16 protein-coding genes and 1 pseudogene are annotated in these 25,341 nt (G+C 69.0%); 9 read left to right on the top strand and 8 right to left on the bottom strand.

What is annotated here, in order from left to right; all coding sequences use genetic code 11:
* Positions 1–139 precede the first annotated feature (139 nt).
* From WMF19_RS40795 to WMF19_RS40810, 4 genes are all read left to right on the top strand, one after another.
* Entirely contained in the window at positions 140–2,086 is a 1,947-nt protein-coding gene (locus WMF19_RS40795; protein WP_437895318.1) for an RHS repeat domain-containing protein, read from the top strand.
* A gap of 12 nt (positions 2,087–2,098) precedes the next feature.
* Positions 2,099–2,455, top strand: coding sequence for a hypothetical protein (locus WMF19_RS40800; RefSeq protein WP_437895319.1), 357 nt, complete (start codon positions 2,099–2,101; stop codon positions 2,453–2,455).
* Between the two features lie 146 nt (positions 2,456–2,601).
* On the top strand, positions 2,602–3,624 hold the full coding sequence (locus tag WMF19_RS40805; protein WP_437895320.1) for an RHS repeat-associated core domain-containing protein: 1,023 nt from the start codon (positions 2,602–2,604) through the stop codon (positions 3,622–3,624).
* Between the two features lie 326 nt (positions 3,625–3,950).
* Positions 3,951–4,421, top strand: coding sequence for a hypothetical protein (locus WMF19_RS40810; protein WP_437794227.1), 471 nt, complete (start codon positions 3,951–3,953; stop codon positions 4,419–4,421).
* Between the two features lie 146 nt (positions 4,422–4,567).
* On the opposite strand, the gene WMF19_RS40815 is transcribed toward WMF19_RS40810, so the two are convergent.
* Together WMF19_RS40815 and WMF19_RS40820 are read right to left on the bottom strand one after the other, a co-directional pair.
* A complete protein-coding gene (locus WMF19_RS40815) occupies positions 4,568–5,161 on the bottom strand; it encodes a DUF885 family protein (RefSeq protein WP_437901724.1) in 594 nt (197 codons plus the stop codon).
* Positions 5,149–5,868: a DUF885 family protein gene (locus WMF19_RS40820; RefSeq protein WP_437895321.1), complete on the bottom strand. Its 720-nt coding sequence runs from the start codon at positions 5,866–5,868 to the stop codon at positions 5,149–5,151. Before WMF19_RS40820 ends, WMF19_RS40815 begins: the two co-directional genes overlap by 13 nt.
* 207 nt (positions 5,869–6,075) lie before the next feature.
* Here WMF19_RS40820 and WMF19_RS40825 point away from each other — a divergent pair, with 207 nt between their 5' ends.
* Positions 6,076–7,305, top strand: coding sequence for a phospholipase C (locus WMF19_RS40825; protein WP_437895322.1), 1,230 nt, complete (start codon positions 6,076–6,078; stop codon positions 7,303–7,305).
* Between the two features lie 136 nt (positions 7,306–7,441).
* Here WMF19_RS40825 and mscL read toward each other — a convergent pair whose 3' ends face one another.
* Positions 7,442–7,891 carry a large conductance mechanosensitive channel protein MscL gene (mscL, locus tag WMF19_RS40830; RefSeq protein ID WP_272104310.1) on the bottom strand — a complete coding sequence of 150 codons (450 nt, stop codon included), beginning with the start codon at positions 7,889–7,891 and terminating at the stop codon, positions 7,442–7,444.
* 433 nt (positions 7,892–8,324) lie between these two features.
* Here mscL and WMF19_RS40835 point away from each other — a divergent pair, with 433 nt between their 5' ends.
* Positions 8,325–8,930, top strand: a complete 606-nt coding sequence (locus WMF19_RS40835; protein WP_437895323.1) for a 5-formyltetrahydrofolate cyclo-ligase — start codon at positions 8,325–8,327, stop codon at positions 8,928–8,930.
* Positions 8,931–8,946: 16 nt separating this feature from the next.
* Positions 8,947–11,634, top strand: a complete 2,688-nt coding sequence (locus WMF19_RS40840) for a hypothetical protein (RefSeq protein ID WP_437895324.1) — start codon at positions 8,947–8,949, stop codon at positions 11,632–11,634.
* Positions 11,635–12,076: 442 nt separating this feature from the next.
* Here WMF19_RS40840 and WMF19_RS40845 read toward each other — a convergent pair whose 3' ends face one another.
* A complete protein-coding gene (locus WMF19_RS40845) occupies positions 12,077–12,406 on the bottom strand; it encodes a PilZ domain-containing protein (protein WP_272104316.1) in 330 nt (109 codons plus the stop codon).
* Positions 12,407–12,565: 159 nt separating this feature from the next.
* Here WMF19_RS40845 and WMF19_RS40850 point away from each other — a divergent pair, with 159 nt between their 5' ends.
* Together WMF19_RS40850 and WMF19_RS40855 are read left to right on the top strand one after the other, a co-directional pair.
* On the top strand, positions 12,566–12,742 hold the full coding sequence (locus WMF19_RS40850; RefSeq protein ID WP_272104317.1) for a hypothetical protein: 177 nt from the start codon (positions 12,566–12,568) through the stop codon (positions 12,740–12,742).
* 812 nt (positions 12,743–13,554) lie between these two features.
* Positions 13,555–15,459: a hypothetical protein gene (locus WMF19_RS40855; protein WP_437895325.1), complete on the top strand. Its 1,905-nt coding sequence runs from the start codon at positions 13,555–13,557 to the stop codon at positions 15,457–15,459.
* 189 nt (positions 15,460–15,648) lie between these two features.
* On the opposite strand, the gene WMF19_RS40860 is transcribed toward WMF19_RS40855, so the two are convergent.
* From WMF19_RS40860 to WMF19_RS40875, 4 genes and pseudogenes are all read right to left on the bottom strand, one after another.
* On the bottom strand, positions 15,649–21,306 hold the full coding sequence (locus WMF19_RS40860) for an AAA family ATPase (RefSeq protein ID WP_437895326.1): 5,658 nt from the start codon (positions 21,304–21,306) through the stop codon (positions 15,649–15,651).
* Positions 21,307–21,572: 266 nt separating this feature from the next.
* Positions 21,573–21,689, bottom strand: a pseudogene (locus WMF19_RS40865) (ISAs1 family transposase); the annotation flags it as partial.
* Between the two features lie 187 nt (positions 21,690–21,876).
* Positions 21,877–23,931: a M3 family metallopeptidase gene (locus WMF19_RS40870; RefSeq protein WP_437895327.1), complete on the bottom strand. Its 2,055-nt coding sequence runs from the start codon at positions 23,929–23,931 to the stop codon at positions 21,877–21,879.
* 225 nt (positions 23,932–24,156) lie between these two features.
* Positions 24,157–25,296, bottom strand: coding sequence for an acyl-CoA dehydrogenase family protein (locus WMF19_RS40875; protein ID WP_437895328.1), 1,140 nt, complete (start codon positions 25,294–25,296; stop codon positions 24,157–24,159).
* Between the last annotated feature and the right edge of the window lie 45 nt (positions 25,297–25,341).

Raw genomic sequence — 25,341 nt, forward strand, 5'->3', positions numbered from 1 at the left:
GATGGGAAGGCTTCGGCACGGGTCAGGTCCATTCTCCGCCCTCTCACCACAGATTTCCAGGGGGAGCCTGTCTCACCAGACGTTGGCACAGAGGGGAACGAACACGCAGATCAACCCGCAGCACCCGGACGAGCCGGCTGTGACGCAGTACCTGTTGCACATCGGGTACGACGAGTTCGAGCAGCGGGTGAGGGTGGTGCACGGCAACGGGATCGCGACGTCGTATCGGTATTACGAGAAGTCGCGGCGGCTTCAGCAGATCAACGCGGACCACCGCGACCGGTACCTCGTGGAGCGCGGGCAGCCGGCGAGGGCGTTCCAGCGGATGCGGTACGAGTACGACGTGGCGGGCAACCTGGAGCGCGTGCGGAACGAGGTGCCGTACGACCAGTCGATGCCGGGCTCGGTCCTGGTGGGGCCGACGACGCAGCAGTACGGGTACGATGATCTGTATCAGCTGCTCTCGGCGAGCGGGACGTACCAGGACCGGAGAGACTGGCAGTACCGGTACCGGCTGTCGTTCTCGTACGACGAGATTGGCAACATCCTGACCAAGGACCAGGCGAGCTACCGGTACGTGCCGCAGACGTGCCCCACGCCGGTTCCGGCTGGGTGCGACGGATGGCGCGAGGACCACGCGATCCGGGAGCAGACGTACCGGTCGGAGTACCAGTACGCGGGCCCGCAGCCGCACGCGCCGAGGCGTATCGACGAGCACCTGGTGGCGGAGTCGATGCCGTGGCCGCGGGAGATGCGGTACGACGCGAGCGGCAACCAGACCGGCTGGACGTACCGTGGCTCGGACACGCGGACGACGGACTGGAACGAGGAGAACCGTGTCACGCGGGTGAGCCAGAACGGTCAGGTGCTGTCGCGGATGCTGTACGACGGCGACGGCGAGCGGCGGGTGCACCTGCACCACGTGAGCGGCGAGGAGGAGACGGCGTACCACGACCAGCACCTGACGCTGCGCGATGGGCGGTTCGTGACGAAGCACATCTATGCGGGGCAGACGCGGATCGCGAGCAAGATGGATCCGGACTGGTTCCGTGACCCGCCGACGCTGTACTACCACCCGGACCACCTGGGCAGCACGAGCTTCGCGTCGAACAACGAGCAGACGCTGACGCAGCGGGACGAGTACTTCCCGAGCGGGGAGCTGTGGATCGACGCGTCGGACTCGCGGTACGAGCTCAGGCGGGCGTACGTGTTCACCGGGAAGGAGCTCGACCAAGCGACGGGGCTCTACTACTTCGGGGCGCGGTACTACGACCCGAGGAGCAGTGTGTGGCTGAGCCCGGATCCGATCCTGGACGAGTACATGGAGGGGGGGACGAGCGGAGGGGTGTTCAACCCGGGGAACCTCGGGCTGTACAGCTACACGCTGAACAACCCGGTGAACCTCGTCGACCCGGATGGGCGGCAGACGCAAGGGGCGAGCCGGAACTTCCCTCCCGGGGCCAATGGGTGCCGGCACCCGAGCTGCTTCAACGGGCCGGAGGGCGGCAAGTTCCACCAGGAGCAGATGCTGCAGCGGATGAACGCTGGCGCTGCGGCGGCGGGACGCACGTCTCGCGGTATCGGGGACGGCATGCGCCGGCTGCTGTTCAGGTTCGTCATGCAGCAGCAGGCTGCTCGGCCGCCGGCGCAGCCAGCCGCCGCACCGGCGCAACCGCCGCAGGCTGCGCAGCCGGCGAAAGGCCCGCAGCCGGCGCCAGCGGCGAAGCCGCCCCAGGGAGCGGAGGCGGTGAAGCCGCCGCAGGCGGCACCAAAGGGGGGAGGATGGGCTCCGCCGGCCGAGGCTGCAGGCAAAATCCCAGGCTCGTGGGGGGCGGGGAATCCGACAAAGAAGGGGGTAGGCGTGAGATGGCAAGATCCGAAGAACCAGGGGAACGGAGTCCGGATCGATCGTGGTAACCCGAACAATAGCCAATCGCTACAACAGGTAGATCATGTCGTGGTTAATTCGAATGGGCGGATTATTGGGCCTGACGGAAAGCCGATCCCTGGTCCGCTGAGCGAGCATCCCAATGCTCATATCCCACTGTCGGACTGGTTGAAGTGGAAAAACTGGAATGCGCCTTGAGCGGTGGTGTCAATGAGTGACGGAAAGCATGTGCGGGAGCGTGTCCGGGAGGTTTTGGCGCTGCTGTCGAGCTTGCAGCTGCAGCGCGCATACCAAGCGCGGGTTCCTGCTGTGAACGTGGCAGAAGAGCTGTTTAATCAATGGGATGACTGGTACAGGCCAGATAATCCACAATTTGGTGCTCTGTTCTCTGTCGATGAAATTCGTGCGCTCGGAGAATTCTCGAAGATCATCGATGCCATCGCCGAAGAGACCCCTCAGATGCTTCCTCCGCTGGAAGAATTCATGCAAACAGAGGCGTGGAGGCGGCTTTGTGCCGAGGCACAGAAGGCTCTGGGGGTACTGGCTATCCAGGGACCATCGGACTGAGGTGCTGGCTAGATGGGTGACGTCGTGGCGTAGCAGCTCGGTGAGGGCAGTGTCAGGATTGGATGGTTCTACGGATGAAAGTAGGATTCTGACGGTTGGCGCTGAGTTGTTCCGCTCAGTTGCCAGCGAGAAGCGTTCTGCCTGGATTGGAGACATACTCGAAGCCGGACACGCGGACGACGGACTGGAACGAGGAGAACCGGGTCACGCGGGTGAGCCAGAACGGTCAGGTGCTGTCGCGGATGCTGTACGACGGCGACGGCGAGCGGCGGGTGCACCTGCACCACGTGAGCGGCGAGGAGGAGACGGCGTACCACGACCAGCACCTGACGCTGCGCGATGGGCGGTTCGTGACGAAGCACATCTATGCGGGGCAGACGCGGATCGCGAGCAAGATGGATCCGGACTGGTTCCGTGACCCGCCGACGCTGTACTACCACCCGGACCACCTGGGCAGCACGAGCTTCGCGTCGAACAACGAGCAGACGCTGACGCAGCGGGACGAGTACTTCCCGAGCGGGGAGCTGTGGATCGACGCGTCGGACTCGCGGTACGAGCTCAGGCGGGCGTACGTGTTCACCGGGAAGGAGCTCGACCAAGCGACGGGGCTCTACTACTTCGGGGCGCGGTACTACGACCCGAGGAGCAGTGTGTGGCTGAGCCCGGATCCGATCCTGGACGAGTACATGGAGGGGGGGACGAGCGGAGGGGTGTTCAACCCGGGGAACCTCGGGCTGTACAGCTACACGCTGAACAACCCGGTGAACCTCGTCGACCCGGATGGGCGGCAGACGCAAGGGGCGAGCCGGAACTTCCCTCCCGGGGCCAATGGGTGCCGGCACCCGAGCTGCTTCAACGGGCCGGAGGGCGGCAAGTTCCACCAGGAGCAGATGCTGCAGCGGATGAACGCTGGCGCTGCGGCGGCGGGACGCACGTCTCGCGGTATCGGGGACGGCATGCGCCGGCTGCTGTTCAGGTTCGTCATGCAGCAGCAAACTGCTCGGCCGCCGGCGCAGCCAGCCGCCGCACCGGCGCAACCGCCGCAGGCTGTGCAGCCGGCGAAAGGCCCGCAGCCGGCGCCGGCGGCGAAGCCGCCGCAGGGGGCGGAGGCGGCGAAAACGCCTGTGAAGCAGGCAGCACCATCCAAAGAAGCTGCAGGGATCGATTAGGCTCGTGCCGCTCGCGATGCGGCTGGGCGACTCCCAGACGGAAGACCTGATCGAAGCAGCGCCGCATACGTGGGAATTGCACGTGACGGGAAAGTGGAGGTAGGACGATCTGGTCCACGTGTTCACGCGGAAGTTGATGCCGACCGGAAGCTCCCAGGGGGAACAATGACCGAGGTGAATGGCTGGCGGAGGAATCAATCGACAGGGAAGCTAGAGTGGATCGAGATCCCTGTGTGTAATTCGTGTCAACAGAAGTTTTCGCCTGAGAGATTCGTTCCGGGGACGCTGCGAGCTCCTGGCGGCACGTCGGGTTCCAAATGAAAAATATGAACGTCGCGGAGCGTCTCATTGGGGCCATTGACTGGACTAGCGTTCATGAGGCGGAGGGGACCGGAGAAAGGGTGAGAGATGCGTTGCTTGGTCTACTGAACGCAAAGGGTCCTGAGGAGTCTACGAAGGCTTACTGGGGGATAGAGAATCACGTTGTCATTCAGGGCGAGTTGTATGAGATCGCGGAGGCGTGTACCTCCGTGCTGGTTGCCTGTCTCGTAGATCTGCGCCCACGATTCGTGAGGATAGCGGTGCTCGATCTTCTGTTTCAGATTCTCGGGGGGTATGCGTCATCCTCGAGCTTCACTCCGGGTGACATCGTTGAACGATGTCACCGCGCGGCACGTGAGGGGCTATGGATTCTCATCGACGAAGCCATGCACGGTGAAAGAGAGGCCGCTCGCGATGTTCTTAGATTGCTCGGTGAAGAGGAGCGGGTAGACGCGCTTTTGAAATCCGCTCCCTAACCCGGCAGGGGGTCGGGCGCCGGTGAGGGGCACCGCCTGATGCATCCGATTAAGTAGTCCCAAGAAATTCATGGGTTACGGCGCGCTCACCGAGAACCTCGCCATCGCGGGGCATGAGTGAAACGAGCGCGGGTTCCCTCCGCCGCTCAGCGCGCCGGCTGTGCCGGCACGAAGCGCTCGATGACCGCCTTGCGAAGCAGCTTCGGCGGCAGGATGCCCTGGGCGAGCACGAAGTCGTGGGATCGCTGCGCGTCGAAGCGCGGGCCCATCCTGAACTCGACCTCTCGCCGCAGATCCATCAGCCGGGTGAACCCGTAGAGGTACGACGTCGCCTGCCCCGGTGCGCGGAAGGTGTAACGCTCCACCTCGGATTGCGCGAGGGGCGGCGAGAGGACCACCTCTCTCTCCAGGAAGGCCCGCGCGGCGGCCGGCGTGATCTTGCCCGCCTGGAGCTCCGGGTCCAGGAGGCCGCGGGCAGCCCGGACCAGGCGGTGTTGCAGGGAGACGAGCTGGCCCTCGGGCGGCATGTACGGGAGCAGGATGGCCTCCGAGTAAAGAGCCCACCCCTCCATGTTGGCGCTGTTCTCCGCGAAGACGGCCCGGGCGAGCGAGACGCCCCGCTCGACGAGCGAGGCGAACTGGAGCTCGTGCCCGGGGCGCGCCTCGTGGGCGCTGAGGGGCCATGACGCCGCGGCGTGGGTGAAGTCGTCGATCCCTCCGCAGCTCGTCAGAGGGCCCAGGGAGCTCGGCGGGCGGGATGTCGACGCCGTGCAGCTCGAGCAGGTACGCGTAGAGCGGCGGCGGCCGCGAAGTCGGTCCGCGCCTTCGGCAGGACGTCCTTGCGCAGCGCCGCGTCGTACGCCTCGAGCTGACGATTCAGCGCTGCCAGCGGCTCTTCGTGGCCGCTGATGGCGTATTTTCGGAAGAGCTCACCGATACCCTCCCGCACGCGGGCGCTGGTGGCGAGGTGCCGCTCGATCTCCATCCTGGAGGGCGCCAGCAAGCCGGGCTTCCCGAGCTCCTGGTCGGGCATCTTCCTCGCCTGCTCGGCGATCGGCGCGTCGCCCGCCTCCAGCCCGGCGTACCGCCGGAGCCGCGCGAGGGCCGTGGCTCGGCGCGGCGGCGGGATGCGGTCGTCGAGCAGGGTCGAGAGGCCCTCGAACACGAGCCCCGTGGCGTGCACGTAGGTGACCCTGGTCCTCTCCTCGAGCTCGGACCCGCGGACGGCCCGGTCCGCAGCGTCCAGCAAGATCTGAAGATCCTCGGCGACCGCCGGGTCCTTCTCGGCCGCTCGGCGCTTCTCCAGCTCCGCGATGGCCTCGCGGTACGCCGCGCGCAGGCGCGCCTCGACGCCGGGCGACAGATCGGAGATCTCCTGGTCGGCGCGCTCGACCCCCAGCGCGCTGGCGCGCTCTGGCGAGAGCCTGATAAGTCGTTGAAGTGACACCGCTTTTCAGGGGATGTCGGAGCGCATGGAAAACGTTCGGGCGACCCGGGCGGGGCCCCGCAGCTGGGGCTTGACGTCTTCGAAATGTTTGGATTTTCTTCTCCCCTGGCAGATTGCGGTAGATGAATTCAAGATAGTGAAACCGGCCCTGCGCGGCCGTGTCGGCCGACAGCGCGCTGAGCCGCATGGGAAAGCGAGCGGTGGAACATGGCAGACATCCGTCATCTGGTCATCGTGATGCTCGAGAACCGCTCTTTCGATCACATGATTGGCTACCTGCGCAGCACAGGCATGGACGTCGATGGGGTGATCGGCGCGACGAACTCGGACGATAACGGTACGCCGATCACGGGATATCATCTCGAGAGCACGAGAGCCCGGATCCGCCCGCATCATCTCCGAACGGACGTCGTGCGGCAGATCAACGGCGGCGCGATGGACGGCTTCGTGAAGGGCTACAGCACGAACAGCCACGTCGCCGAGATCATGAGCTGGTACGACCAGCGCGATCTGCTGACGTACGATAGCCTCGCGCGCCAGTACGTCGTTTGCGACCGGTGGTTCGCTTCGTTCGCGGGCCCGACGTGGCCGAACCGGTTCTTCGCGCTCTGCGGAACCAGCGCCGGGCGCACGGGGAACCTGCAATGGATCGACCGCGCGACGTTCTTCGACCTGTTGCCGGCCGATTCGTGGCGCTACTACTCGCACGACATCGCGTTCTTGCGCACCGTCGAGAAATACAAGGGCCACCGCGGGCTGCCGATCGCGAAGATCTCCTCGTTCTACAAGGCCTGCCGCGAAGGCACGCTGCCCAGCGTCTCGTGGATCGACCCGAACTTCACGCTGGTCGACGTGGACGCGCTGCTGAACTGGGCGAACGACGACCATCCGCCGGCCGACGTGGCGCGCGGTCAGAACCTGATCGCGCGCATCTACAACCACCTCATCGCGAGCCCGGCCTGGCCGCACGTGGCGCTGGTCGTGACCTACGACGAGCATGGCGGGTTCTACGACCACGTGCGCCCGCCGCCGTCGCCCGGGAGCGAGGCGGCGCCGTTCGATACGCTCGGCGTTCGCGTGCCGGCCCTGGTCATCTCGCCGTGGGCTCCGCGCGGCGTGCCGTTCCACGGCACACTCGATCATACGTGCATCGCGCGCACCGCGCTCGAGCTGTTCGCGCCCGATCGCGTGAACGCGCTGAGCCCTCGGGTCACGGCGTCTCCGAGCCTGCTCCCCGTGCTCACCGAGCCGAGGCCCCGCACCGACCAGCGCCGGCTCGATGGCATCCCGATCCTGGAGACCGCGGTCGCCCCGATCCACATGGGTCCGACCGCTCCACCCGGCTTTCATTCGATGGAGCTCACCGATAGCCAGCAAGAGATTCTGACGCTGAAGAAGGCCGTGCTCGAGGCCGGCGTGCCCGTCGAGAACCATTGAGCCAGAGCGCGGCACTCCGCGGCCGCGCTCTCCTCCGGACGATACAGGCGTCAACGGGCGCTGCGTCGACGGGGAGCCCGCTCGCCGGCGAGCCGCGCCCGCAGCGCCGCCCGCGCGGTGCTCTCTCCGTTATGCGTTATGCGCCCTTCAGCGCCGCCGTGCAGTGCCCGCAGCGCACCGCCTTGATGGGGATGCTCATCGCGCACTCGGGGCACTCCTTCGTCGTCACCTCCTCCGCGCGCTGCCTGTGAAGCTTCCCCATGAGCCGCACCAGGAGAAAGACGCAGAGCGCGACGATGAAGAAGCTCACCAGGTTGTTGATGACGACCCCGTACTGGAGGAGCACCGCGCCGGCCTTCACCATCTCCTCGGGGGTCGCGTACGGACCGGGGCCGCTCGGGGGCTTCAGGACGATGTAGTGCCGGCTGAAATCGATTCCGCCCGTCAGGAGGCCTATCGGCGGCATGATCAGGTTATCCACCAGCGCCTTGACGATGTTGCCGAACGCCGCGCCGATCACGACGCCCACGGCCATGTCGACGACATTGCCACGAATCGCGAACTTCTTGAAATCCTCCCAGAACATCGCTTCCTCCGGCGTCTGGGGCTGCTGCTCTCGCCGTGGCCCCGTTCCGCAGTCGCCTCTCCGTGATCAGGGTGCTGCCAGCTGCCTGCGCGGATCGCGCGGTGGCGGCGGTCGCCGCCATCCACGCAGGCGCCGCGGTCGCCGCGAGCAGCACGAACGGTGCCACCGGACTCGTCCGTGGGCTCACCCCGGCCAGCCGCTCGCAATTGCGCCCTCCGCGCGGTCGCTCCCGCTCTCTCCGTCCGCTCCCTGCGCGCACCGAGCCCCCGGCCGTCCCGCTCCCCCGCGCTCGCAGCGCGAGCCGCTGCGCCCGCGCTCGGTGCAAGAGCGCCACACCTGGGGCCAACTGCGCCACCTCCCATCGATTTCGCACATGGCGGTTTCCCGGCCCGGGGCGGCTCTCTAGGATGCGCGCCGGAGGAACCACCGAGCCATGGACCCCGATGCCGAGGCCGCCCTGCGCTACCGCGCCAAAGCCGAGCTACGGAAGCGCGCCCGGGCCGTCCGCAGCTCCATCCCGGCCGACGCCATCCTCGAGCGATCGCGCCGGATCCAGCGCGCGCTCGCGGAGCTGCCGGCCCTCGCCGCGGCCCGGCGGGTCGCGCTCTTCTACCCGATCGAGGGGCGCAACGAGGTCGACCTCCGGGGGCTCGATCCGCTCCTGCGGGCCCGCGGCGCCCGGGTTGCTTACCCATCCATCGACCCCGAGTCGCGCGCCATGACCTTCCGCTTCGTCGAGGACCCCGAGGCCATGCAGGAGCGCGGCCTCGGCTTCCGCGAGCCCGACGCGACCGACGAGGAGGCCGCTGCGCTCGACGTCATCGTCGTGCCCGCCCTGCAGATCGACCCGCGAGGGCACCGGATCGGCTATGGCGCCGGCTACTACGACAGCACCCTGCCGCGCTTCTGCCCGCCGGCGCATGCCGTGGGCGTCGTGTTCGACTTCCAGCTCGTCGCCGAGGTGCCGGCGACCCCGGGCGACGTCCCGCTCGGGACCATCGTCACCGACGCCCGCGTGCTCGCCGCCGAACCGGCCTAGGATGCCCGGGGCACAGGTGGGAGAGGACATCGCGAGCGACAGGCCCGTTCTCCTCGCGGCCATCGCCTCGGGCGCGATGATCGCCCAGCAGGTCGCCGGCCGGGCGACCCGCGACGCCCTCTTCCTCGGCAGCTTCGGCGCGGCCGACGTCCCCAAGGTCATGGCCGCCGGCGCGGTCCTGTCGTTCGGCGCCGTCGTCCTGCTCTCGCGCGCGCTCCTCCAGCTCTCTCCCGCGCGCGTCGTCCCGGCCACGTTCGCCGCGAGCTCCGCGCTCCTCGCCCTGGAGTGGGGCCTCGCCCGGCGGGCGCCCGGCGCCGCCGCCCTCGTCTTCTACCTGCACATCGCCGTCTTCGGCGCGACCCTCATCTCCGCCTTCTGGTCGCTCGTCAACGAGCGCTTCGACCCCCACACCGCCCGCCACTCCATCGGGCGCATCGCGGGCGGCGGGACGGTCGGCGGGGTGATCGGCGGCCTGTTCGCCTGGCGCGCCAGCCGCCTCATCGACGCCCCGACGATGCTCCTCGCCCTCTCCGCGGTGAGCGCGCTCACCGCCTGGGCCACCCACCACCTGGGCGCCGGGCTGGCGCGCGCGGCTGGCGCCGCCGGCGGGGCGGGGCGGACCGAGGTTGAGGTGGCGCGCACCGAGGTTGAGGTGGCGCGCACCGAGGTTGGGGCCGGGCGGACCGAGGTTGAGGCCGGGCGCACCGAGGTTGGGGCCGGGCGCACCGAGGTTGAGGCCGGGCGCACCGAGGTTGGGGTGGCGCGCACCGAGGTTGGGGCCGGGCGCACCGAGGTTGAGGTGGCGCGCACCGAGGTTGAGGTGGCGCGCACCGAGGTTGGGGCCGGGCGCACCGAGGTTGGGGCCGGCGGGTCAGGGCTCGCCGCGCTGCGCGACAGCAGCCACCTGCGCGACCTCGGCCTGCTCGTCGGGCTCGGCGCCGTGAGCGGCGCGCTGTTCGACGTGGCTCTCAGCGCCGAGGCGGCCGCCGCGATGACCGACCACAACGCGTTGCTCTCGTTCTTCGCGCTCTTCCACCTCTCGGTGAGCGTGCTCTCTTTCCTTGTGCAGTCGCTCGCCGCCACCTTCTCGCTCGACCGGCTCGGGCTCGCCGCCACCATCGGCATCCTCCCGGCCGCGGTCGTCACGAGCACCCTCTCCCTCGTGGTCGCGCCGCGGCTCTGGGCCGCCTCGATCGTCCGCGCGACGGAGGCAGTGCTCCGGAACTCGCTGTTCCGGTCGGGCTACGAGCTCCTCTACACGCCCCTGCCCCCGGACCAGAAGCGGTCGATCAAGACGCTCATCGACGTCGGCTTCGACCGCATCGGCACCGCGGCGGGCAGCGGCCTCGCGATGGGCCTGCTCGTGCTCGCCCCGGGCGGGTCGCTCCCGCTGCTGCTCGGCCTCGGCGCGGCGGCCGCGGGCGTCACGCTGCTCTTCACGCCGCGGCTGCACCGGGGCTACGTCGCCGCGCTCGAGGGCAGCCTGCGCTCCGGCGCCGTCTCGCTCGACCCGACGAACGTCGTCGATGCGACCACCCGCCGCACCCTGAGCGGCACCGTCGACGCGCTCAGCCGCGACAAGGTCCTCGCCGAGCTCGCTGCGCTCCGGAACGCGGCGGCGCGGCCCGACGTCGGGCGCGGCCCTGCCGACGGCGAGCGCACGTCGCACCCCGGCCCGCCGCTCTCCGGCCGCTCACCGCTCTCCGGCCGCTCACCCCTCTCCGGCCCCGCGCCGCTCTCCGGCCCCGCCCCCGGGGGCTCGCCGCGGCCTCCGGCGGGCGATCGCAGGGGCGTCGACGGGCCGCTGTCCGCGCGCGCCGCCTCGGCCGCGCTGGCGTCGGATCCGGTGCTCGCCGCCACGGCCGACCTCCGCTCCGGTGATCCCGAGCGGATCCGCCGTGCGCTCGTCCGGGAGCCGGATCCCGCGCTCGTGCCGCACCTCCTCCCGCTCCTGGAGCGCGAGGGGCTCGCCTCCGAGGCGATCCGGGCGCTCCGCGCCGTCGCCCCCCGCGCGACCGGCCAGCTCCTCGACGCGCTCCTCGACCCGTCCGTGAGCGTCGCCCTCCGGCGCCGCATCCCGCGGGTGCTCCAGGCCTGTCCCACCCAGCGCGCCGCCGAAGGCCTGATGCTCGGCCTCACCGATGAGCGCTTCGAGGTGCGTTATCAGTGCGGCGTCGCGCTCGCGCGGCTCCTCCAGCAGCGCGCGCCTGTCCACCTGCGGCGCGACGACGTGATCGAGGCGGCGATGCGGGAGATCGCGATCGGTCGCCGCGTGTGGGACGCCCAGCCCCCCAACGTCGCGCCCCCGGTCGAGGCGCCGCTGGCCGAGCGCCTGCTCGTCGAGCGGACGAGCCGCAGCCTGGAGCACGTGTTCCGCGTCCTCTCCCTCTGCCTCGAGCGTGAGCCGCTCGAGATCGCCTACAGGGCGCTCCACGCCGACGACGCCCACCTCCGCGGGACCGCGCTCGAGTACCTGGAGAACGTCCTCCCGGCGCCCATCCGCGAGAGCCTCTGGCCGTACCTGGGCGCCCGCGCGCCCGCCGCCCCTCCCGACCCAGGCGCCGTCCCTCCCGACCCAGGCGCGGCCGAGCCGCGCGCGCCGCGCCTGCCCGAGCACGCGCTCGACGAGCTTCGCCGCTCCGCCGCCAGCATTCCGCGGGCGTCGATCTCCGCTGCGCGGCGGCGAAGAGAGCCACGCACGTAGAGCGTGGTCCACCGCTCGTCGTTCCATCGAGCGACAAAAAGAAAAAAGCGTCGCCGGGGCCCGGGGGGGAGAGGCCACACCAGCAACGCTCGTCCGTGAATTAGCAGCTCACATGCCACTGCGAGAAGATGGAAATAGATTTAAATTTCGCATAGATGTCCCGGGCGCATCCTCCCAGTGTTGCAATCCTGCGATTTCATCCTTGCAGGCGAGCATCGTGTCGAGGACGTACCCCCCCGATCCAGCTCAAGGCCTCCACGCCCCAGGCGTCTACCCCATCTCCAGCGGTTTCCGCCCCCCTCTGCCCCATGCCGAGCAGAGCGGCGGTCTCCCGCACAGGAGACGGGCCCAGATCGGCGTTTTCGGCGCGCAAGCGCACTCCGGTGCGCTGAGCACCGAAAACGTCGAGGTGGGCCCGTATCCGAAGCGGGAGACCGCCGCTCTAATGGAGGGGTTCGCGGCGGTGGGCGCGCTGATCGAGGTGCTCGGCGATGGTGAGCCTGTCGGCGTCGCTCATGACGACGAAGCGGACGGCGAGCAGGTTGTCGCGGTCCCAGACCGGGCGGGCGCGCAGCCGGATGGGGCGCCCGACCCCGAGGTCGAGCTCGAACGGGGTCACGGCGGGCAGCGCCCGGCCCGCCAGCGCGGGCGCGCGCTCGACGACCATACCCGTGGGGGAGAGATCGATCGCGCGGCACCGGTGCCGGTGGCCATCGACGAGCGCCGAGACGGGGAAGTCAACCTGAGCGCGCGCGCCCTGCCTCCGATCCATGGGAGCCTCCTTGGTGTCCTCGTGACGCGGCGAGCCTAGGTCGCGGGGCTCGTCCGGGCCAAACATCGGGCGGGCGAGCCCCGCGGTCCGCTCGCGGCGCGATCTCGGCGCGCGCGGGATCGGTGCGATATGCTGGCGCGGCGAAAGGAAGGTGTGGCGATGCCCACGTGCCGCGAATGCAATAGCGAGGTCGACGAGCTCAAGACGATCAAGGTCGGAAGCAAGAAGAAGAAGGTCTGTGAGGACTGCGCCGACCGCGCGGCGCAGGAGGGCGCGATCGCCGAGGAGAGCGAGGCGGTGGTGCAGCAGATGATGGGCTTCAAGGGGAGGCGCTGAGCGCTCTCCTGCCCGCCGATTCCCGCCAATTCCCACCGATTCTCGCCCATCTCCCGCGCTCGGCGAGCCGCGCGCGCCGCGCGGACGCCCCGATCTCCCCGTCGAGCGCCGGCCCGTCGTCCCTCTCCACGATCTCCCGCGAGCCCGCGTCGCGCGCATGGACCCCGGCGGCGCGGCTCACGACCGCGCGGACGAAGGACACGGCGATCGGCGCTCGACCGGCGCAGGCCAGCCGCGACCCGGATAGCGGACCGTCCGCCAAGCAATCGAGCAGGACTGCGAGCTGTTTCTTGCTTGCAGCGCAGCGGTGCGCCGAGGAAGCGCGACCTCGCTCGGTTCACAGGCGCCGCGGCCGAGATAGCGAATGCGGGGGAAGGTAGGCAAAGGTCGTTGACTGACATGGAGAACCCAGTCGCATTGGAGGTTTACCCACATTTCCCGGGGATTTCGTCTGGATTCAAGCGAGCGGACGACCACTTCTCTATACCTTCCTTACATCAGCGGACGGACTGCGCATTGCAGTTCTGCATCGAAAATTTGCAACCGCGATGTGAAAAGCGGCCGAGGTGTGCGACCTAATTGGGTGTTCGTTTCGTTTTCGAAAGCATTTCGTCTTGACCCGTCGTGTTAATCCGGGAATAAGTTGTTTCACGAGAGCGCCGGTATCCGCCCCTCTGGTGCTGAATGGTCTGCACCGATGGTTCGCGGCGCGAAGGCACGCAGCGGGAGGCTCCTCTTCTGCCCCCTGATGCTTTCGCCCGTTACGGTCCTGTTCACCACAGGGGTTCGACGACGCCGGGGGAGAAAAAGCCATGCATTCGATTTCTCAAGGCTTTGGGTCGCGGTCGTTTGCCGCCGGTAAGTTCATCGCTTCGCTCGTGGCGGTGTCGATCGTCGGTTTCGGCTGCGCGCCGCTCGACGAGGACGTGACCGCAGAGGAGCTGGACGCGGAGGAGCAGGCGGCCGGCACGACGTATCAAGTCGGTCCCACGCGCACCTACAAGACCATCGGTGAGGTAGCCAGCAGACTGCAGGCGGGCGACGTGGTGGAGGTCGACGGCAACGCGACGTACTCGGGTGACATCAGGCTCACGAAATGGGGCACGCCCACCTCGAAGATCACGATCCGCGGCGTGCGGGTCGGCGGGAAGCGCCCCGTCCTGAAGGGCGGGACCAACACGATCGAGCTCAACGCCAACCACATCGTCTTCGAGGGGTTCGATGTGACGGGCGGCACCTCGCGGTGCATCTTCCAGCACGGGCACGATGTCACGATCCGTGACTCCGTGATCCACGATTGCCCATCGCACGGGATCCTGGGCGCCGACAGCGATTCAGGTTCGCTGACGGTGGAATACGTGGAGGTCTATAACTGCGGTAACGGTACGCAGAAGCACCCGATCTACATCGCAACGGACGAGTCCGCCTACCCGGGTTCCGTGTTCCGGATGCAGCACAGCTATGTCCACGATGCAATCGGTGGCAACGCGGTGAAGACCCGCGCGGAGCGGAACGAGATCTATTACAACTGGATCGAGGGCGGGCTCTACAAGGACCTCGAGCTCATCGGCCCCGACGGGCAGGATCCGGGGCTCGCGCGGGAGGACTCCGATGTGGTCGGCAACGTCTTCCGCAAGACGCACACGCAGTACGTGATCCGCGTCGGCGGCGACGGCACCGGCGACACCAACGGGCGTTATCGGTTCGTGAACAACACGTTCCTGCTGATGGCGGGGTCGAGCGCGGCGATCCACCTGTTCGATGGCATCGAGAGCATCGAGCTGCACAACAACATCTTCTATCGCGTCGGGGGCGGGAGCGTTCAGGTCTTCCGTGACGACGCGAGCTGGACGACCGGCAGCCCGCTCATCAAGGGCGTCAACAACGCGGTGCCCACGGGCACGACGGTGCCTTCCGGCTTCACGGGGACGCTGATCGTGAGCGATCCCGGCTTCACGAGCATCGGCAACCGCGACGTGACGCTGCTCTCGACGAGCCCGCTGCGGAACACGGGTGTCAGCTCGACGACGGGGATCTCGGGGCGCACGTTCCCGTCGCCGCTGGCGATGCCGCTGTACCACCCGCCGAGGGCGGCGCTCCAGGCCGTCGGCACCGCGCAGCGGCGGACGGCCGTGGGCGCGGTCGACATCGGCGCGTTCGAGTTCGGGACGACGACCACGACGCCGACGCCCACGACACCCACGCCGACGCCCACGACGCCGACGCCCACGCCGACCACGCCCACGCCGACGGCGCCTGTGTGCTCGGTCGTCAACGCTGGCCAGTGGTTCAATACGTCGCTTCCGTCGACCCAGCGGGGCACCTTCACGGCGACCTGGGACGTGACGCCGAGCGCGTCGAAGATCGACGCCGTGGTCGGCCTCTCGACCAGCTCCGCGAGCCAGTGGACCCAGCTCGCCGCGATCGTCATCTTCGACGAGGAAGGCAATGTCCGCGTCCGGAACGGCGCGAGATACCAGGCGCTCCAGGTGTTCCCGTACACCGGCGGGACGACCTATACCGTCCGGATGGTGGTCGACGTGGCGGCGAAGCGGTACTCGGTGTACATCCGGCCGAAGAACGGCGCCGAGGTGCAGCTCGCGAACAACTACGCGTTCAGGTCCGAGCAGGCCAGCGTCGCTTCGCTCGCGAACTGGGCGATGACGCAGACGATCGGAACGGCCACGCTGTCGGCCTGCAACTTCAAGATACAGTGATCCCACGGGGGCCGGCGCGATGAGCGCCGGCGCCTCCTCGGGGCGGTCGTCCAAGGGGGCCCGGCGCGAGGAGACGGTGCTCTTCGCGCGGCGCGGGGGCCCCGCCGGGGTACGCGCTCACCCGGTTCCTGATCGGGCGGCTCCGGCCGCTAGCGACGTCGAGAGGCTCCTCGCCAGGCGTCGAAGAGCTCAGCCGTCCTTCTGCGGACCGGCGCATGGGAGCTCGACCGTGAACGCAGCGCCTTCGCCGAGCTGGCTCTCGACGCGGATCGAGCCGCCATGCGCCTGGACGATCGAGCGGGAAATGTAGAGCCCCAGGCCGAACCCACCATAGTGCCTGGTGGAGACGGCGCGCGCGAAGCGCTCGAAGATGCGCGCCGTATGGGCCGTCTCAATGCCAATGCCATGATCCCTGACGATGAGCCGCGCGATCCCTGCGTGGTGACCGATGTGGATCTCGATGGGCTTGCTGGCCCCGAACTTGATCGCGTTGGAGAGCAGGTTGGTCACCACCTGATCGAGCCGCGACCGATCCCAGAAGCCCACCGCGGGCCCCTCGTCGTGGATCGACACCTCGCACCCGGCCCGCGCGAGGTTGAGCTCGAGGCGCGTGACGACCTCGCGGACGACGGCCGCGAGATCGACCTCCGCGAGGTCGAGGGAGAGCTCGTTCGTGTCAATCTGGGAGACCTCGAGGAGCTCGTCGATGAGGCGGTTCAGCCGCTGGCCCTGCGAGAGGGCGAGCTCGATGCGGTTCCGCAGGGTCGAAGACTCGAGAGGCTCTGCGGCGCGACCTGCCTTCAGCATCGCCTGGAGCGCGAGCGTGAGCGACGTCATCGGGGTGCGCAGCTCGTGGGACGCCACCGATAGGAACTCCTCGCGCAGGCGCAGCGCCTCCACGGTCTGGCGGTGGAGGCGCGCGTTGTCGATCGCGATCGCCACGCGGCGCGCGAGCTCCTCCGCGAGGCGGAGGTCCGCGCTCTCATAGCGCCCCGGCTTGGCGGAGCCGAACGTGATCGCCCCGATCGGCCCTCCCCTGGCGATGAGCGGAACGGAGAGCGCGGATTGAATCCCCGTCGCGCGGATGAGCCTCGCATGCTCGCCGTCGGCGCATATGGCCCGGATCTCGGCGTCCGTGAGCGTCGGCAGGAGCACCGGCTTTCCCGTCCGGATCGCGCGGGCAGCCGGGCTCGGCGAGCCGGGCCGGAGCGGATAGCGCCTCGCGAGCTCCTCGAGGAACACCTGCTTGGCCGGATCGGCGTGCGTCCCCGAGATCCGCTTCACCTCGCCCTCTTCGATGACGTCAATCACGAAGGAGTCGGCGAGCTCGCGGACAGACAGCGAGGCGAGCCTTCCCAGGACCTGCTCGTAATCGATCGACGCGTTGAGGAGCACGCTGGCCTCGGCGAGGAAGGCCATACGGCGCTCCGCCTCCTCCGCCGCCGCCCGCGCCGCCTGCTCCTCGGCAAGACACAGGGCGGCGTCCAGCGAGATGGCCGCCTGGGCGGCGAGGAGCTCGAGCACCTCCGTCTGCTCGCTCGTGAAGGCGCCGGTGACGAGGTTGTTCTCGAGATAGAGCATACCGACGAGCTCAGCCTGCTTGAGGATCGGCAAGCACAAAACCGATTTGGGCCGGGTCCGGGCGATGTGCTCGTCCGAAGAGAACGTCGGCGTCTCGGCGGCGTTCGCGAGGAGCACGTGCTGCTTTGTCCGCGACACATAGCTGATGATCGAGGCCGGCAAGAGCGGCGAGGGCGTCGCCGGCAGCGAGCCGAGGAGCTTCACGGAGGCCGCCTCTTTCTCGTCGAGGAGGGCCTCGGCTTCGATCATGAGGCTGCCTTTTCGGCAAAGGATCACGTATCCCTTCTGCGCCCCGGCCTGCTGGATCACGACCTCGACGAGCCTCCTCAAGAGGTCGTCGAGCACGATCTCGCGCGCGATGGCCTGCGACGCCTTGACGACCGACAGCACGTCGAGCCGCTCGGCCCCGACCGCGAGCGTGGCGGTGGGCGCGAGCGACCTCCGCTCGACGAGCCCTGGGTAGAGCCTGTCGAGCTGCCTCACCTTGCCGTCGGCCCCCCAGCGCACGTAGCGGGCGCGGGCCTCGCGCAGGTACCCATCCGCGATCTGGTCGAACCCGCGCGCGCGGTAGAACGCGGACGCGAGCTCATAGGCAAGACCCTCATTCTGGATGAAACCATTCTCCCCGGCCGACCGGATGGCCTGCTCATAAAGGCGCTCGGCCTCGAGCTCCCGGCCTTCGATGCGGGCCACCTCGGCCGCCACGAGGGCATAGCGGTTCAGCGAGTTCTCGGGGCAGTTGTCCGCCCAGAGCTTGAGCTTCTGGAGCTCCTTTTCGAGGGTCTGCGCGAATTCCTGCTGCCGCGCCGCCGGGGCCTCGGGGTAGAGCGCGGCCAGCGTAAGCGCGAGATAGAAATGGTGGGTGGCCTCGATCGGCAGGGTCATTACGGTGGCCAGCACGCCCGCGGCGAGCGCGGAGGCCTCCAGCGCCTCGGCATACTGCCCGGAGAGAAACGCGGATATCTGCTTTATGACGTAGTAGACAGCCAGCCCGCCGCCGAACGCCGCGCTCACGATCGCCGCGACAGAGGCGGCTTCGTCGAAGGGGCCGTCGTCGAGCCCAGCCGACGAGGGCGTCACGCCCTCCAGGCTCAGCACGAACTGCTGCTCGAGCCGGATCGTATGGAACACAGCGTCGTTGTGGCTCTGCCTGGCGAAGGCGGCATACCTCCGCGACGTGTCGAGGACCTCTTCGAGCGGGTCGCCCTTCTCGAAAAGATGCCACACGAGCCCGAAGGCGCAGTGCCCGGCCATGACCAGATCACCGACCTCTAGGCAGGCGAGGAACGCCCGCTCCCGAATCGAGAGCGAGCTCGCGATGTGCCTCCGCCAGAAGCTGAGATTGCTGTGGACATGAAGGAACATCCCCCGCCGCTTGCGATCGTCGAATTTCTCGTTCAGCTGCAGCGACATTTCAGAGAACGCGAAGCCCGACGGGATGTCGCCGAAGACCGCCACGAGCATGATGGCATAGCCCGTGTAGCCGGCGCACGACTCCTCGGTGTTCCCATATCGCAGAGAGAAGCTCAAAATCTTGGTGACGAGCAGGCCAAACATCTTCGGCCGCGAGAGGAAGAAGCACGGCATGGCGTCGACGAGCAGGCCGAGGATCGCGCGCACGTCGGGGTCCTCGACCACCGGCAGAGAGGCCAGGTCGGCGATGCGCCGGCCGCGCAGGAGGGACAGGACCTCTTCGTGCTCGGCGGCGAACGCCGCCTCTATCTCATCGTTCGACGCGGGGAGCTTCACCCCGAAGCGCCCCAGCGCCTCGACCGCGACCGTCGCTGCGTTGGCGCATCGCCCCGAGACCAGGTAGTGCCTCATGCGCAAGCTGTAGACCTTGGCACGGTCGGCGGCCTTCCGGGCGCGGCCGAGGAGCATCGTGAACAGCTCGTCCGCCGATTGAAATTCGCCGACGAGGTAGTCGCACTCGGAGAGCTCCAGATAGAGGGCGAACGTGTCTTCATACCGAGCGGTCCAGGCGTCCTTCGGCAAGAGGGCCGCCGCCCGCGTCAGGTAGCGCCGGGCCGACGCGTATGCGATTGAAGCCTTCGCCTTCTTCCCCGCCTGGAAATTGAGCCTGTAGAGCGCGTCCTTCTCGCGGGGGTCGGTGATGAGCGCGACGCTGTGGTTGAGGTGGTTCGCGACCTCGAAGACCTGCTCTGCGATTGTCTCCTCTGACAGCAGAGACAGGAGGATGCGGCCGATCTTGAGGTGCGCCTCCGCGCACAGCCGCTCCGGGATCCGCGAATAGGCTGCCTCCTGGACGCGGTCGTGGGGGAATCGGTATGCGCCCTCCAGGCGGAGGATGAGCCCGGTTCGCACGGCCGGCGAGAGATCCTCGTAGAGATCCTGCTCCGAGCGGCCGAAGGCGCGGGTCAGGATGGAGATCTCCGCGGTGCTCCCCACGCAGGCGAGCTGCCTCAGCGCCTTCTGGGTTCGCTCAGGGAGCCGCGCGAGCTTCTCGACCATCAGGTCGATCACGTTGTCGGTGATGCCTTTGGCGTAGATCTTCCGCATGTCCCACCGCCACGCCTCCGCGAGCGCGTCGAGCTCGATCAGGCGCTCGTCGTGGAGCGCGGTGAGGAACTGGATCACGAAGAAGGGGTTGCTGGCCGTCTTCTCCTCGACGAGGCGCGAGAGCGGCGCGGCGCGCTCGCGGGAGCAATGGAGGGTATCGCTGACGAGCGCGGTGAGGTGCTCGCTGGAGAGCGGGCCGAGCACGATGTCGGCGACGCGCGCGCCCTCCTTCCGCACCCTGTCGAGCGCCAGCGTGAGCGGGTGCGAGGGGGGCACTTCGTTGTCACGGTATGCCCCGATGACGAGGAGATGGCGTGCCTCGGCGTGGGTCATCAAATCCTGAAGGAGCTCGAGGCTCGCCGGGCCGGCCCACTGGAGATCGTCGAGAAAGAGCGCGAGCGGGTGCGGCCTCCGGGCGAAGACGCCGATGAAGCGCCGGAACACGAGCTTGAACCGGGTCTGCGCCTCGGCCGGCGGCAGCGAAGGGACGTTCGGCTGCCGGCCGATGATGAGCTCGACCGGCGGGATCACGTCCACGATGAGCTGCCCGTTCGCGCCGAGGGCCGAGAGGAGCCGCTCTTTCCAGGCGGCGATCTTCTCCTCGCTCTCGGCGAGGATCTCGTCAACGACCCCGGTGAACGCCGCGACGATCGTGGCATAGGGGACGTCGCGCTTGTATTGCTCGAACTTCCCCGAGGCGAAGAAGCCCCGCTCGCGGACGATGGGCTTCTCAAGCTCACGCACCAGCGCCGATTTACCGACGCCGGCGTAGCCGGAGACCAGCAAGAGCTCGGGGACTCCATCGCGGACGACGCGCTCGAAGGCGCAGAGCAGCCCGGAAATCTCCTTGTCGCGCCCGTAGAGCTTCTGCGGGATCTGGAAGCGGTCGGATACGTCCCGCTCGCCGAGGGGGAACGGCTCGATCGTGCCGCGGGAGCTCCATGGCTCGAGGCACCTCTCCAGATCGTGCCGGAGCCCGCGAGCGCTCTGATACCTGTCGTCGGCCTCCTTTGCGAGCAGCTTCATGAGAATGGCCGAGACGACGTCCGGCACCCAGGGCGCGCTCTCCGCGGGGGGGATGGGCGAGCGGGCGATGTGGCAATGCACCCACTCCATGGGGTCGGCCGCCTGGAAGGGCAGCTTGCCGGTGAGCATCTGGCAGAACGTCACCCCCAGCGAGTAGAGGTCGCTCCGCTCGTCGGGCGCTCGGTTCATTCGTCCGGTCTGCTCGGGCGACATATAGGGCAGCGAGCCCTCGATCTGCCGGAGGCCAGCGCTCGCCCGCCAATTGCACGGCAGCGTCGAGGCGAGCCCGAAATCGATGAGCTTGACCTCGCCCGTCGTGGGGTGGACGAGGATGTTGTCGGGCTTGATGTCTTTGTGGACGACGTTCCGCTGATGGATATCCGCCACAGCCGAGACGATCCGGATCGCGAGCCGCAGGAACTCCGCGACGTCCATCGGCGGGCCGACCGCTCGATCGAGCGACTCGCCGCCGAAGTCTTCCATGACGAGGGCCGGCCTGCCTTCGTAGGTCTCGAGGGCGATGGGCATCACGGCGGCCGGGATATTCAGCGCGCTCTGGATCGAATACTCGTTCTTCAACCACGTGAGGTGCTGCGAGCGGTGCTGCGGAGCGAGGACCTTGAGGACGACCGGCTGCCCGTCTGCGGCGCGGACTCCGCGATAGAGCACAGCTCTCTTGCTCGTGGAGAGGACCTCCTTGATGACGTACGTCGCGTCCATCTTTTCCCCCGCCCAGGAGCCACCTCGGCCGGCATTGCCCCGTGTATCCGTGAGTATCGTCGCGATCCCCTGAGAGCGCGTCTAGCAGTAAGTAGCCTGATTTATGCTGTTGAACCCGGCCGGCGGAAACGCCAACATCGGGCGGGCTGATGGGAGCGGCAGCAGCGGCGGGATGGTGGGTTCCGTGGTGGGCAGCAGGGCGGATTCCGCCGCCGGGTGGGACAGCCGACGCGTCATCAGCCGCACCATCGTCACAGAATGCAGCTCTCATCCTCGCGAAACGCGACGTCGAGCACCCAATGGCACTGGTTCTCGATAGACCAGTGGTCACGGATCAGGGATGCCATCGTTTTTGCACCGGCCCGGGCGCGGGAGCTGATGAAGAAGTGTGCTTGCGCGCTCCGGTAGCGTGTGCCCTGGGGCCAAGGTGTCGGGGAGCCGTGGGGGGGCCGTGAGCGCCTTGGGAGCGGGCCCGCGGCCCGTGAGGGGCCGTGGGGGCGTCGTGGAGGACCGCGGCGCTCGGGGGGCCCGGGGAGCCGCCCGAAGGCTCAGGGGCCCGCCCAGGGAGGCTCAGGCGAGGCCGCTGCGCTGGAGCAGGGCGTCGAGCGTGGGCTCGCGGCCGCGGAAGCTCTTGTAGAGATCCATCGGGTCCTGCGTGTCGCCGAGCGCGAGGATCTGGCCCCGGAACGCGTCGCCCACCTTCCGGCTGAACAGTCCCTCCTCCTGGAAGCGGGAGAAGGCGTCGGCGTCCAGCACCTCGGCCCATTTGTACGAGTAATAGCCCGCGGCGTAGCCCACCGGGCTCGAGAAGAGGTGCGAGAAGCCGGCGATCATGGCGTAGCCCTCGGGCAACGGGACGGGCGAGTAACGCCCGAGGACCTCGCGCGCGAACTCGACGACATCACCCTGCTCTCCGGTCCAGTCCATGTGGAGCGCGAGGTCGATCTCGGCGAAGCCGAGCTGCCGCATCGTCACGGCACCCGCGCGGAACGTGCGGGCCGCGCGCATCCGCTGGAGCAGGTCATCCGGGACGGGCGCGCCCGTCTCGTGGTGGCGCGCGAAGAGGTCGAGCGCCTCCCGCTCCCAGCACCAGTTCTCCATGATCTGCGAGGGGAGCTCGACGAAGTCCCAGGCGACGTTGGTGCCGGCGAGGCTCCGGATCGGCACCCGGCTCGAGGCGTGGTGCATCATGTGGCCGAACTCGTGAAACAGGGTCTCGACCTCGCGGTGGTTGAGCAGCGCGGGGCGGCCGCCGACCGGCGGGGTGAAGCTGCCCGCGAGGACCTCGAGGTGGCGCGCGTCCTCGCCGGCCGCGCGCCCATCCTCGCTCGGCGCGCCCGTGACGAGCCCGTGCATCCAGGCGCCGTCGCGCTTCTGCTCCCGCGGCACGAAGTCCAGATAGAAGGCGGCGCTCTGGGCGCCGTCCGGCTCGACGAGCTGGTAGGCGCGGACGCTCGGGTGCCACGTGGGGGCGGCCTGCCAGGGCGCGATGCGCACGCCGTAAAGGCGGTGGGCGATCTCGAACAGGCCGGAGACGACGCGATCCAGGGGGAAATACGGGCGGAGCGCCTCGTCGTCGAAATCGTAGCGGGCGCGGCGGAGCTTCTCGGCGTAGTAGGCGACGTCCCACGGCGCGAGCGGCGGCGCGTCCGGGCCCTCGATCTCGCGGCGGAAGGCAGCGAGCTCCTCCTTCTCGCGGGCGAAGACCGGCTCGGTGCGCGCCCGCAGCGTGTCGACGAAGCGGCGCGCCGCGGCGCCCGTCTTCGCCATCCGGTCCTCGAGCACGAGATCGGCGAAGCTCGCGTAGCCTAGCAGCCTCGCCTTCTCCCCGCGGAGCTCGAGGATGCGGCGGATGAGCGGGCGGTTGTCGTGGTCGCCCTCGGTCGCCCGCGTGTTGAAGGCGCGGTAGAAGCGCTCGCGGATCGTGGCGTCGTCGAGGTGCGTGAGCACCGGGATGTAGCTCGGCGCCTGCAGCGTGAAGCGGTAGCCCTCGATGCCCCTGTCCTTGGCGCCCTGGCGGGCCGCCTCGACCGCGCTCGGCGGCAGGCCGGCAAGGCGGGCAGCGTCCTCGACCACGAACTCGAAGGCGTTCGTCGCGTCGAGCACGTTCTGCGAGAAGCGCAGGGTGAGCGTGGCGAGCTCGACGTCGATCTCGGAGAGGCGCTTCTTGCCAGCCGGGTCGAGCTCGGCGCCGCTCCTCCGGAAATCGTCGAGGGTCTTCTTCAAGAAGCGGCGCCGCGGGCCGGTCAGCGCCGCGGCCTCGGGCGTGGCCGCGTACGCCTTGAGCGCGCCGTAGACGCCCTCGTTGAGGGCAATGCCGCTCAGGAACTCGCTGACCTCCGGCTGGACGGCGTTGTACGCGGCGCGCAGCGCGGGCGTGGTGGACGTCGATTCGAGGTGCGAGACGACGTTCATGGCGCGGTCGAGCCGGTCGGTGACGGCCTCGAGCGCGGCGAGGGTGTTGTCGTAGGTGCGGGGGCCGGGCGCCGCGACGAGCGCGTCGAGCCGGGCGCGGGCGTCCTGGAGCAGCGCGCGCACCGCGGGCTCGACGTGCTCGCTCCGGATGCGATCGAACGGGATCTCGAAGCCGAGAGTGAGCAGGGGATTGTCGGTCGCTTCGGTCATATCGTTCCTGGTTGGGCTTGAAGGGCCGGCGGACGGGCGCGGGCCGGCGACCCTCGGCCGGTCCGCGCAGCCCTACCTTGGTAAAGGCGCCGGCGAGGGTTGGCCAGTAGTTCGTCGTCCAAGTTCTTTCTCATTGCGTGGGAGGGGCGCCGAGCACCCTCCCCGGGGCCTGACGTCACGACGAGGGAAGAGCTTGGTGAGACGAGGTGAAGCGCGGGCGAGCGGCTAGACGCCCAGCCACCGCGCGACGATCGTGGCGAGCACGTCGGACGTCCCCGAATGGATGCTGCCGCCCAGGGCGTCGTCGATGGCGGAGGGGAGGCCGCTGTCCTCGAGGTAGCCAGCGCCGCCGCGGAGCCGGAGATCGTCGAGCGCGGACGCCACGGCCGAGTCCGCCGTGTGCCACTTCGCGAGCGCGGCCTCGGCCTGGCCGCGCTCGCCCTGATCCAGCGCCCACGCGGCGCGGTAGATGAGCAGCCGCGAGGTCTCCAGCCGCAGCTTCATCTGCGCGAGGCGGTGCGCGACGGCCTGGTGGCGCGCGATCGCCTGGCCGCCGATCTCGCGCTCGCGGGCGAAGCGGACGGCCTCGCCGAGGGCGCGCTCCATGGCGCCGAGGCGGAAGGCGAGGATGAGCGCGCGCTCGAAGGTCATCGCGATCTGGAAGACGGCGAGGCCGGCGCCGGCGCGGCCGAGGAGCGCGTCGTGGCCGACCTCGCAGCCGGTGAACGAGACGGGCGCGAGCCGCGCGCCCCGGAGGCCCGCGGTCGCGAGCGGCGCGCCGGGGAGGACGCGCGCGGCGCCCTCGCCCGCGGCGCGGGGGACGAGCAGCGCGGTGAGGCCGCGCGCCGGGGCCCCTCCGTCGCGGCCGCCGCCGTCGCGCGCGATTGCGAGGTACACGTCGGCCCGGTCGGCCCAGGTCACGTACCGCTTGTCGCCGGTGAGCCGGTAGCCGGCGTCCGTGCGGTCGGCCCTGGCCTGCACCGACGCGACGTCCGAGCCGGCGCCGGCCTCGGTCGCGGCGACCGTCGCCATGCACGCGCCGCTCGCCATGCGCGGCAGCCACGCGCGCTGCTGCGCGGGGGTGCCCACCCGCGCGAGCAGGAGCGCCACGCCGAAGAGGTGCGCCCCCGCGGCGAGCAGGACGCCGCCGTCGCGCAGGGTCGCGCCGAGGCCCTCGTAGGCGAGCGCCGTCGTGACGAGGTCGAGGCCCTCGCCGCCGAGATCGCGGGCGATCGGCAGGCCGAGGGCGCCGCCCCGGGCGAGGACGCGCATGCGATCGTCCGGCGCCGCGGCGTCGGCCTCGGCGCCGAGGGCGCGCATGCGGTCGTGGACGGCACGCTGGGAAGGGGTCCACCCGAAGTCCATCGCCGCTGCGATACCAGAGCCGGCGAGGGGCGGGGAGGAGACGAG

The sequence above is a fragment of the Sorangium sp. So ce124 genome (genome assembly GCF_051525235.1).
Classification (GTDB): domain Bacteria; phylum Myxococcota_A; class Polyangia; order Polyangiales; family Polyangiaceae; genus Sorangium; species Sorangium atrum.

What these genes read in the sequence shown, in the direction of transcription:
- WMF19_RS40800 (WP_437895319.1), top strand. Translation starts at nt 2,099, where the DNA reads ATGAGTGACGGAAAGCATGTGCGGGAGCGTGTCCGGGAGGTTTTGGCG.
- WMF19_RS40810 (WP_437794227.1), top strand. Translation starts at nt 3,951, where the DNA reads ATGAACGTCGCGGAGCGTCTCATTGGGGCCATTGACTGGACTAGCGTT.
- WMF19_RS40825 (WP_437895322.1), top strand. Translation starts at nt 6,076, where the DNA reads ATGGCAGACATCCGTCATCTGGTCATCGTGATGCTCGAGAACCGCTCT.
- mscL (WP_272104310.1), bottom strand. Translation starts at nt 7,891, where the DNA reads ATGTTCTGGGAGGATTTCAAGAAGTTCGCGATTCGTGGCAATGTCGTC.
- WMF19_RS40835 (WP_437895323.1), top strand. Translation starts at nt 8,325, where the DNA reads ATGGACCCCGATGCCGAGGCCGCCCTGCGCTACCGCGCCAAAGCCGAG.
- WMF19_RS40845 (WP_272104316.1), bottom strand. Translation starts at nt 12,406, where the DNA reads ATGGATCGGAGGCAGGGCGCGCGCGCTCAGGTTGACTTCCCCGTCTCG.
- WMF19_RS40850 (WP_272104317.1), top strand. Translation starts at nt 12,566, where the DNA reads ATGCCCACGTGCCGCGAATGCAATAGCGAGGTCGACGAGCTCAAGACG.
- WMF19_RS40855 (WP_437895325.1), top strand. Translation starts at nt 13,555, where the DNA reads ATGCATTCGATTTCTCAAGGCTTTGGGTCGCGGTCGTTTGCCGCCGGT.
- WMF19_RS40860 (WP_437895326.1), bottom strand. Translation starts at nt 21,306, where the DNA reads ATGGACGCGACGTACGTCATCAAGGAGGTCCTCTCCACGAGCAAGAGA.
- WMF19_RS40870 (WP_437895327.1), bottom strand. Translation starts at nt 23,931, where the DNA reads ATGACCGAAGCGACCGACAATCCCCTGCTCACTCTCGGCTTCGAGATC.
- WMF19_RS40875 (WP_437895328.1), bottom strand. Translation starts at nt 25,296, where the DNA reads ATGGACTTCGGGTGGACCCCTTCCCAGCGTGCCGTCCACGACCGCATG.